The sequence below is a fragment of the Dolichospermum sp. DET69 genome (genome assembly GCA_017355425.1).
GTDB lineage: Bacteria > Cyanobacteriota > Cyanobacteriia > Cyanobacteriales > Nostocaceae > Dolichospermum.
The window spans coordinates 5,533,938-5,545,532 of sequence record CP070233.1; the positions used below are offsets into that span (position 1 = coordinate 5,533,938).

An 11,595-nucleotide genomic window follows, 5' to 3' on the forward strand; every position below is an offset into this window, starting at 1 on the left:
TTATTGAGTTTAATTATCTATAATTACCATGAATCAGCCCATCTACTCCCTAGTTATCCCCATTTATAACGAAGAAGAAAATATCACAGAGATGTATCGTCGGTTACATCATATCATGGAACAGTTAGACGGTGATGTTGAATTGATTTTAATTGATGATGGTAGCCGCGATCGCTCCTTAAGCATGATGCGCGAATTACACCATCATGATCATCGAGTTCATTACCTCAGTCTAGCCCGAAATTTTGGGCATCAAATCGCCGTCACCGCAGGTTTGAACTTTGTCCAAGGCAAATGTATCATTGTCATGGATGCTGACTTGCAAGATCCACCAGAATTAATTTTATCAATGATTGACAAATGGCATCAAGGATACCAAGTAGTATATGCCCAACGTTTATCCCGGCAACAAGAAAGTTTACTCAAACGCTTAACTGCGTATCTTTTTTATCGCATTCTTCGACGCTTGGCTAAAGTTGATATTCCTGTTGATACAGGGGACTTCTGTTTAATGGATAGACAGGTAGTAGATATTCTTAATGCTATGCCAGAGCGAAACCGCTATATTCGGGGTTTACGTGCTTGGGTAGGTTTCCGACAAACATCGGTATTATTTGAAAGAAGTCCTCGTTTTGCTGGAGATGTTAAATATACCTTTGGTAAATCTTTATCTTTAGCAATTGATGGTATTATTTCCTTCTCCATAGTTCCATTAAGACTAGCAACTTATTTAGGGCTTTTATCTGCTGCTATTGCCTTAATTATGATCTTACTTGTCCTTTATTGGCGAATATTTACCCCAGTATCTCATTTAATTGGCTATACATTAATTACAATTTCTATGTTTTTCTTAGGTTCAGTTCAGTTAATTTGTATTGGTATTTTAGGTGAATATATTGGTCGAATTTACGAAGAAGTCAAAGGCCGTCCCCTTTATACACTGAGAGAAAGTGGAGGTTTTACAAAAATTTGATATTTTCAGATCCTGGACTTCTTAAGAAACTTCCAAATAAAAAAATATCCCAAAATTTCTTGTGGTGCAGGCATCTTACCTGCTAATAATATCAGGACGGGCAGGATGCCCATCCCACAAGATTGAATTATCTTTTTTGTGGAGTCATCTAAGAGGTTGTTTGATAGCGTTCACGAAGTGTGCCGAAGGCATAGCGTGGCGTTAGCCATAAAGTATTAAATAAAACTAATAATCTCCAAAAACCTAACCCCCCTGCCCCCCTTCCCTCGTAGGGAAGGGGGGTTTCAAAGCCTCTCCCCGCTTCGGGGAGAGGTTTACAAGAGGAGTTAATTTATACCTGGAAAACTTTTAAAACATCCTCTAAGGAAGTCGGAGATCTAGATTTTGTTTTCTTGTTTAGCTAAAAAATTAAAATACTCAGGTAATATCTATGTCAATACCAGAATTCAGTTTACTACTAATATCAGTTCTCATCAGTGTAGCCGGACAATTTTTCTTAAAAATGGGAGCGATTAAATTAGGGAAAGTTGATCCAAGTAACGCTGTTAGTCATATTCTCAATATGATCACGATACCAGAACTTTTATTAGGATTAACCTGTTATGGTATTGGTGCAGTAGCCTATATTCTCCTCCTAACCAGAGTTAATTTGACTGTTGCTGCCCCTGCTGTATCAGTTGGTTATATATTTTCCGTATTACTAGGTTACTTTGTTTTAAAAGAACCTATTTCTTTAATCCGTGTTTTTGGATTAGGTTTCATTGTTACAGGAGTTATATTAGTAATTTGGAAAAAATAAAATTAAGATCCTCTTGAGTTATTATGAATAAAAAGTCATCAATCGGTGATGAAAATATCTCCGCTTAAGGCTAAAATCGTAGCTATCGTAACTCCCAAATATTATTCACAAATGAGAAACTATATTCAGTTAATTATCATCTAACTATTTCATGGCATTGAAGAAAAAATAACCTTTTCTTTAAGAGAAAATCATGAACTAAAGTAGTAAAATATACACGAATATTCAGGCAACTCATACCTCACAGTATGGCAAACAATCTCAATTTTATAGAAAAAATGTGTTATAACCTACCGTCAGAGCTATCAATGCCATTATTGATTGCTCACCCCTTGAAGGAGTTACGCTGTGGAAAATAATAAGTCATTTTTTGGGACTCAGGGAATATTAATTGCCATACTTGGCCTCACTGGCACTTTAAGCATTGCTTTAATGATTCTGTTCAAAGCTCAAACCTCCGATGCTCAAAACAAAAGTGCCATTGTTAAAAATAAAGATATTGCTGCTAATGTAAAAACTCAGCAGCGGCTAGAGGAATTTAAAACAGAAATGCTCACCAGTTGGCAGCAAGAAGCACAAGCCAAAGGGTTTTCTACTGATGTTCCATCTAACTTTCAAGGGATTGTGATTAGCGAAGCTAAACTTCCCCCAGAAAAAAAAGTTATTGCCCTAACGTTTGATGATGGACCTTGGCCTAGTAGTACAGCAAAAGTATTAGATATTCTCAAAAAAAATAATATCAAAGGTACATTTTTCGTAGTTGGCCAAAATGTCAAAAATTATCCTGACTTAACAAAGCGGGTCGTTACAGATGGTCATGTGATTGCTAACCATACTTGGCATCATTGGTATCATCACATGAATGCCCAAGCGGCGGCTTACGAAGTTGCTAATACAGGAGACATAATTTATCAAACTACAGGTGTCAAAACTAGTCTGTTTCGTCCACCAGGAGGGATTATGAGCAATGGAGTAGCAGCTTATGCTAAAAGTAATAAATATGCCATTATCATGTGGTCTGCTGACTCCATGGACTACTCTCGTCCAGGTGTGCCTCGATTAATGAATAATATATTTAGAGAAGCTAAACCAGGCGGTATTGTATTGATGCACGATGGTGGTGGTGATCGCTCTCACACTGTCACAGCTTTACCAGAAATTATTAGCAAGTTTCGGAAACAGGGTTATGAATTTGTGACTGTTCCCGAACTGTTAGAAATGCAAGATCAATATCCACAGTTACTTGCTCAGAAACCTCAAAAAACTGTAAAAACTCTTAAATCTCAGACATCTCCGAAACCTTAAAGAAAATGTCTGAATCAGGATGACCAGGATTTAAGGATTAACAGGATTAATACGGGTAAGAAAAATGTCTGATAGCGTAGCGTGGCGCAAGCCATATCAGGATGACCAGGATTACAGGATTAACAGGATTAATACGGATAATACAAATGTCTGATAGCGTAGCGTGGCGCAAGCCATATCAGGATGACCAGGATTAAAAGATTAACAGGATGAATACGGGTAAGAAAAATGTCTGATAGCGTAGCGTGGCGCAAGCCATATCAGGATGACCAGGATTAAAAGATTAACAGGATGAATACGGGTAAGAAAAATGTCTGATAGCGTAGCGTGGCGCAAGCCATATCAGGATGACCAGGATTACAGGATTAACAGGATTAATACGGGTAAGAAAAATGTCTGATAGCGTAGCGTGGCGCAAGCCATATCAGGATGACCAGGATTACAGGATTAACAGGATGAATACGGGTAAGAAAAATGTCTGAATCAGGATGACCAGGATTACAGGATGAACAGGATTAATACAGACAAAGTATTTAATTAAATCCTGTAAATCCTCAAATCCTGGAAATCCTGATTCAGACAAAGTATTTAATTAAATCCTGTAAATCCTCAAATCCTGGAAATCCTGATTCAGACAAAGTATTTAATTAAATCCTGTAAATCCTCAAATCCTGGAAATCCTGATTCAGACAAAGTATTTAATTAAATCCTGTAAATCCTCAAATCCTGGAAATCCTGATTCAGACAAAGTATTTAATTAAATCCTGTAAATCCTCAAATCCTGGAAATCCTGATTCAGACAAAGTATTTAATTAAATCCTGTAAATCCTCAAATCCTGGAAATCCTGATTCAGACAAATTACACAGAACTTAATTGTTTTTCCTCTGTTTTCGCTTCTGGACTATCAGCTTCAGATGGTGGTACTAACTGCCAGAATTTGGGTAAATATTCTGCCCAATTGGCGATAATTTCCTGGGCTTTTGGTGAACCAGTGCGATCGCCATGAGTTTTAATTAGATCATACAATTGTTGTGCGCCAACATTACTGACAACTCGCTGCACTTTAACAATAGCGTGATTAACTAACTCAGGGAAATTACCAACTTCATCCAGGAAGTAAGCCAAACCGCCGGTCATTCCTGCACCAACGTTGCGGCCCACCTTACCCAAGACAACAATCACACCACCAGTCATATACTCGCAGCAGTGATCACCAGCCCCTTCAATCACGGCTGTACCTTTAGAGTTCCGTACCGCAAACCGTTCTCCGGCTAAACCATTGGCAAATAACGCCCCACCGGTAGCACCATAAAGGCAGGTATTACCCACAATCACGTTTTCGGCTGGGTTGTATGTGGCATTTGCTGGGGGCTGAATAATAATTTCCCCACCATTCATTCCCTTACCTACATAGTCATTAGCTTCCCCTACTAAGTTGAGAATGACACCATCTAGGTTAAATGCGCCGAAGCTTTGCCCCACACTTCCGTGGAAATTGAGGTTAATTGCCCCTGTAAAGCCGTTGTCACCGTATTTAGCAGCGATCGCCCCAGTTAACCTCGCACCGACGGTTCTATCGGTATTGACGACGGTGAGAGTCTTGCTAACTTCAGTTTGATTCTCAATTGCGGCTTGAATATCTAAATCAGCCAGTAACTGATCATCCAATACAGATCCGTTGCTGTGAACTTTCTCATGCACCAACCAACTGCGATTAACTTTAGTATCTGGGAGCTTAGTTAAACAATCCAAATTCAAAGCTTGGGTTTTATTCAGTTGGATTTCCGAACGCACCGTTAATAAATCAGCCCGGCCAATTACTTCTGATAAAGAACGATATCCCAATTTAGCCAACAGACTCCGCACCTCTTCCGCAATGAAGTAGAAGAAATTGACAACGTGTTCGGGAATGCCGGTAAACCGCTTCCGCATTTCTTCTTTCTGAGAAGCTATCCCCACAGGACAGTTATTAGTGTGGCAAATCCGCGCCATAATACAGCCTTCAGCAATCATGGCGATAGAACCGAAGCCGAACTCCTCAGCCCCCATTAATGCCCCAATCAGGACATCCCAGCCACTTTTCAGACCACCATCTACACGCAAGATGACGCGATCGCGCAGGCTGTTTTCCATCAATACCCGATGCACTTCTGTTAACCCCAATTCCCAGGGACTACCAGCGTGTTTAATGGAAGAAAGCGGTGATGCACCAGTACCGCCATCATGTCCCGAAATTTGGATAATATCGGCATTAGCCTTAGCTACACCTGCCGCAATTGTGCCAATCCCTATTTCTGCGACTAATTTCACCGAAACTTGGGCTGTGGGGTTAATTTGGTGCAAGTCAAAAATCAACTGTGCTAAGTCTTCAATGGAATAAATATCATGGTGGGGTGGTGGTGAAATCAAAGTTACACCAGGCTTAGAACGGCGCAACATGGCAATATATGGGCTTACCTTTGGTCCAGGTAGTTGTCCACCTTCTCCAGGTTTTGCACCTTGGGCAATTTTGATTTCCAGTTGTTGGGCTGTGGCTAAGTATTGGGGAGTAACGCCAAACCGTCCCGATGCAATTTGTCTAATGGCACTTGCAGCGGTGTCACCATTTCTCAACCCATTGAGATGGGGCAGAGTGGGAGATTTACCAGCAGCATCCACATCCCTTAAAACATTGTAACGAACGGGATCTTCGCCACCTTCACCTGAATTAGATTTACCACCAATGCGATTCATGGCGATCGCTAAAGTTTCATGTGCTTCTCGTGATAACGCCCCTAAGGACATCCCACCGGTACAGAAACGTTTGACAATATCATTAACTGACTCTACCTGTTCTAAAGGAATTGATGAGCGCTCGCTTTGGAAATCCAGCAAATCACGCAACGCCGTCACCGGTCTATTGTGGAGATGCTGTTTGTAAACCTCATAATGGTCATATTGCTTACCATTTACCGCCTTATGTAGCGACTTAGCCAACTCTGGGCTGTTCATGTGGTATTCACCACCGGGTCGGTATTGGACAAAACCTAAGTTTTCCAACTTCTTCGCCGTCAATTCCGGGAAAGCCTTACTGTGGAAAGACAGCACCTCTTGCGCCAATTCATTCACACTTAAACCACCAATGCGGGAAGTTGTCCCCCGGAAACCCAAAGCTAACAAATCACCACCAATCCCAATCGCTTCAAATATTTGCGCGGCTTGATAACTGGAAAGGAGAGAAATTCCCATCTTCGAGAGGATTTTCAACAAACCTGATTCTATAGCTTGGCGATAATTTTCTATGGCTTGGTTTAAAGTCAAAGTGGCAATTTTGCCCCTAGTCATAAACTGCTGCGTTTTGGGTTCAGCCCACCAAGCACTGACAGTATCCAAAGCCATATAGGCACAAACAGCACCCGCACCATAACCCAATAAACAAGCAAAATGATGGGTACTCCAACATTGGGCGGTATCCACAATTAGGGATGTTTTCATCCGTAACCCTTCGCGGATTAAGTAATGATGAACCGCACCAATTGCCAATAAAGGGGGAATATAGGTATATTCAGCAGCAATACCTGTACCTGTTCTGTCACTTAATATTAAAATATTTGCACCAGCCCGCACCGATTCAGCAGCTTGTTTTTGCAAACATTCCACAGCCGTTTTTAAACCATTTGGGCCTGTGGCTATGGGGAATAAAGTTGATAACTCAGCCGTCGCAAATCCTGACAACTTAACAGTTTCTAACTCTGTCTGAGTGAGTACAGGTGACTCTAACTTGAGTCTGCGGGCGTATTCTGGTTTGGGTTCTAATAAATTTCCCTTTTCACCCAGTTCTACCGTCAGAGACATTACTAACTTTTCCCGTAAAGGGTCAATCGCTGGGTTCGTAACTTGGGCAAATCGCTGTTTAAAATAGTCATACAGCAAATGGGATTTTTCTGACAGTATAGCCAAGGGAATATCATCCCCCATACAGAAAGTCGCTTCTGCACCAGTGCTGGCCATGGGGTGAATCACCATTTCCACATCTTCTATGGTGTAACCAAAGGCTATTTGCTGTTGTAATAAGACTTGGGGATCAATTTTGTTAGTAGTCAGTTGTCCGTTGTTCGTTGATAAATGCCCATTCCCATTCCCGTTACCATTCCCGTTACCATTTCCATTTCCGTTACCATTCCCGACAGATTCGCCCTTAACTAATTTACTCAATTCTTGGCGATGCTGTTTCAACCATTCTCCATAGGGATGTTGTTTAGCAATGCGTTGTTTGATTTCCCAGTTTTTGAGGATTTCTTGGGTATTCAAATCCACCGCAATCATTTGTCCAGGTCCTAGTCTACCTTTTTCGAGAATATTCTCTTCTGGGATATCTACTACTCCAGCTTCAGAAGCAACAACGATATAATCATCTTTGGTAATCACATAACGTGCAGGTCTTAAACCATTGCGGTCTAGTGTCGCGCCAACTTTTTTTCCATCGCTAAATACTAACAGCGCAGGTCCATCCCATGATTCTTGCAACCCGCTGTAATATTCATAAAAATCCACAATTTCGGGATATTCAGCCAAAGAAGGTTGATTTTTGTAAGCTTCGGGAACCATCATCATCAACCCTTCTAAAGGGCTACGTCCCGAACGCACTAACAACTCTAGGACATTATCTAAAGTTGCGGAATCACTATTATCAATGTTGACCATTGGTTTGAGTTCATCAAACCGATCTTCCCAAATTGGATGACTCAGGGTAGCTTCCCGTGCCATCATCCAATTAATATTCCCCAATAGGGTATTAATTTCCCCGTTGTGACCTAATAGCCGCATTGGTTGGGCTAAAGGCCATTTAGGCATAGTGTTGGTACTAAAACGGCGATGATATACCGCAAATGCCACTTTAAAGGCAGGATTTTTTAAATCTTGATAAAAATCCCCTAATACAGCCGAACGCACCATGCCTTTATAAACAATTGTGCGGCTAGACAATGAACATACATAGAAATCTTCGGAAATTCTTCTCCCCGCTTGCATAATTCGGCGACGAGCAATATACAATTCTCTTTCTAGTTCATCTCCGCTTTTATCGGCGCAAGAAATTAAAACCTGTTCTATTAGGGGTTGATTCTCTTTAGCTTGTACCCCTAATACTTCTGGACGTACCGGAACTACTCGCCAGCCCAGTATAGTTAATTTTTCCTCTGCTGCTATTTGCTCAAATGCAGCTTTTGCAGCTTTAGCGGCTGTTTCATCTTGGGGAAAAAATATCATCCCCACAGCCATATGACTGGGCGCCGAAAAATCAATCTGATTACCATAATCTTGTGCCAATAATTCCCAAGGAATCGCTGTTAATATCCCCGCACCATCACCAGAATCTTGGTCAGCACTACAACCACCTCGATGTTCTAAGCAAGTTAAAGCAGTTAAGGCTTTATCCAAAATTTCATGACTGGCAATATTTTGACGATGAGTGATAAAACCCACTCCACAAGCATCTCTTTCTTCTACTAACCACTTTTGCCCTGGATATGTATCTTGAAAATTAGTATCTGACACTTTAATTTGCTGACCCTGATTTGATGGTTGATGATTCATATTTTATTCCTGAAGTGTTGAGGTACAGATGTTTTTATTACTGCTAGAGGGAAATTTTCTCAGTTATTGGCACTGGATAAAAATACATAATTATCAAAGTTTAGGGATAACAATTTTAGCTTGACATTTAGCCAAAGCTGTGCTACCAATGCCTATCTATTTTTATTTGTTTACTGCACTGTAAAAACAAACTACCTTAATCCAGAAGAACCTGTAAATCTAACGGTTTTTGAAGTTTGCAGTTTTTTTTGCTTGTGCCTGGGCTATCAAAATTCTACCGTATATTGTGAAGCTGTTTTAATGATTGTCGCTAAGACTATCATAAGACCTCGCGGTATGCGGGAAACTCAGTCCCTTTAGGGCTGAGAGGGAAGCGACACGGGCGGTAATAAAGGCTTTGAATTTTAAATTTTAGTCAGGTTTTTTGATTGGAAACCTGAAAAACCAACTCCCATTTCTGGGGTGATGTTAGCTTCGACTGCGTTATAAGAGCTTGTTATACTTGCAACACTGTTTCTGTTACCTTAAAACTGTTTAATTGCAAATGACAGAGCAGGGAACTAGCTATGCCTGATGGCACGCTTGCGCGAACGCATTCGGTGGGTGTCGTGACTCAAATAACGGCTACCCTTCGACTACGCTCAGGGTGGTCTGGTCAGTACAGCTTGTTTGATTTCTCTTGCAAGCTCAGTCCCTTTAGGGCTGGGTTACTGACAGTCTCCAAGCAGTTTGTATTATTTAAAACAATTGCAGCTAGTATTTCCAGCATGATCATTGCTTTTTACTCTGAATAAGAGACAAAAACCCAATATAGATAATATCACGATTATTTCTAAAAAAGGTAATTATTTTTTAAATTTCCTCATAAATTTTCGTTAGGCTGGGTTTTGCATATTCAAAAATACCGAATCAATGATCTTGAAAATACTGAATTCTGTGTTACCACTATTGTCAACGGCACTGTGTTTAACCGCTACTTATAGGGCATTAGCTCAAGATATTCCCAGTTTATCAACTCCCGTTCCTACTTCCGTTAGTGCTGGTAATCAAATTATTCTCAATGGCCGCACCTTACCAGGAGCATGGTTACAGCCAACAGCAACCAGCAAAGGAAAAACTTATCTCAGTGATGGCGCAGTTAAGCAGTTAATAGGGATAGATTTACTCAATAGTAGTAATCCTGGCAAACAACCAATACAGTGGTTTTCTGGCTTAACCAGTCCTCTCGTTCTCAATACCAATCTCAGTGGGGGATATCGCTATTTAGATATTACTCAATTAGCACTTAAACAAGGATGGAAAATTCAAGCCAGTGGTAATACCTTGGTAATTTCCACTCCCCCCTCCCAACTCAAAAATATCCGTCTGGGTCAACAACCAAAAGGAGATCGGGTTGTACTAGATTTAGATATGGCAACTCCTTGGCAAGTCAGACAAGAGTTACCAGTCAAAAAAGTAGTAGATCCTGATGAAATTATCCCCAAATCTACCACACCACCCAATCGAGAATGGACAGTCACTTTCGATGGTATTGCTGATCCGGCTTTACTTCAACGCTATAATTTTCAACCAACTACACCACCAATTCCTGCATCAATCATTCAAAAAGTGGAAGTGGTGAATAATCAAACAATTGTCCGTTTAAGTGTTCCCTTTGGTCAGTCTGTACAAGTTAGCACTATTCCCCAACCAAACCGCCTAGTTATTGATATTCAACCTGAGGCAATGGTCACCAAGAGTATTACCTGGGCGCAAGGATTACAATGGCGACAGCAGTTTGTGAATTTAGGAACAGACCGCTTTCCTGTGGTTTGGTTAGATATTAACCCCCGGACTGTGGGATTAAGCATTAAACCTATAATTACTAATCCGCAAACACTCACTGGTTCTGCCCCGATCATGCAAACTGCTCAGAATTACTTAGCAGTAGCCGCAATTAATGGTGGTTATTTTAACCGCAATAATAAATTACCTTTAGGCGCAATTCGGCGGGATAATCAATGGCTATCCGGTCCAATTCTCAACCGGGGAGCGATCGCTTGGAATAATAACGGACAATTTTATTTTGATCGGCTCACACTCACAGAAACCTTAATTACCAGCAATAATCAGCGTTTACCCATTTCCTTACTTAATACTGGCTATGTGCAACGCGGTATTGCTCGTTATACTCCTGCCTGGGGAAATACTTATACACCCCTATCTGATAATGAAACTATAGTGGTTGTCGAAAACAATCAAGTAATTAATCAGTTAGCAGGATCTAAAAGTGGTATCACTGCTATTCCTATTCCCCAAAATGGTTATCTCCTCACCTTCCGTAGTGAAATACCCCAGCTACCTATTGGCACAAAAGTCTCCCTTACCAGCACCACTACTACACCGGAATTTAGTCGCTATCCCCACATTATTGGTGCAGGTCCCCTATTAGTCCAAAATCGGCAAATAGTCCTGGACGGCCTAGCAGAAAAATTCAACCCCGCTTTTATGAAAGGTCAAGCGGTTCGTAGTAGTATTTGTACTACTTCTACAGGTAGTCTCATGATTGCTGCTGTACATAGTCGGGCTGGTGGTGGTGGTCCAACCTTAGCGGAACAAGCAAAATTAATGCAAACAATGGGTTGTATCAATGCTTTAAATTTAGACGGTGGTAGCTCTACTAGTCTTTATTTAAGTGGGCAATTGCTTGACCGTTCCCCCAATACAGCAGCGCGTGTACATAATGGTATTGGGATTTTTCTGGAAGCAAAGTAATTAGCTAAAATGCACCTAATTTAAATATTCAAAGCGGGCAAGGATGCCCACCCTACAATATTTAGACTCCTAACAGGTCATACAACTTAAATGCAGAACAGCTTTCTTTGAAGTCTATAGCGGTTATTGGTCGGATGAAATACAATCGAGGGCGAGGTTTCCTCGCCCCTAAAGGGTTTGTTCTATGTC

The 11,595-nt window shown here is 40.9% G+C and carries 5 protein-coding genes; 4 read left to right on the forward strand and 1 reads right to left on the reverse strand.

The window, feature by feature from the left end:
* Positions 1-28: 28 nt before the first annotated feature.
* From EZY12_25405 to EZY12_25415, 3 genes are all read left to right on the forward strand, one after another.
* Positions 29-973: a glycosyltransferase family 2 protein gene (locus EZY12_25405; protein ID QSX67926.1), complete on the forward strand. Its 945-nt coding sequence runs from the start codon at positions 29-31 to the stop codon at positions 971-973.
* Between the two features lie 430 nt (positions 974-1,403).
* Positions 1,404-1,772 carry an EamA family transporter gene (locus EZY12_25410; GenBank protein QSX67927.1) on the forward strand — a complete coding sequence of 123 codons (369 nt, stop codon included), beginning with the start codon at positions 1,404-1,406 and terminating at the stop codon, positions 1,770-1,772.
* A 348-nt stretch (positions 1,773-2,120) separates the two neighbouring features.
* Entirely contained in the window at positions 2,121-3,077 is a 957-nt protein-coding gene (locus EZY12_25415) for a polysaccharide deacetylase family protein (GenBank protein QSX67928.1), read from the forward strand.
* A gap of 859 nt (positions 3,078-3,936) precedes the next feature.
* Here EZY12_25415 and EZY12_25420 read toward each other — a convergent pair.
* Positions 3,937-8,652: a glutamate synthase subunit alpha gene (locus EZY12_25420; protein QSX67929.1), complete on the reverse strand. Its 4,716-nt coding sequence runs from the start codon at positions 8,650-8,652 to the stop codon at positions 3,937-3,939.
* Between the two features lie 912 nt (positions 8,653-9,564).
* Here EZY12_25420 and EZY12_25425 point away from each other — a divergent pair.
* Positions 9,565-11,406 (forward strand): phosphodiester glycosidase family protein, encoded by a 1,842-nt coding sequence (locus EZY12_25425; GenBank protein QSX67930.1) that lies wholly within the window; start codon positions 9,565-9,567, stop codon positions 11,404-11,406.
* Positions 11,407-11,595: the final 189 nt, after the last annotated feature.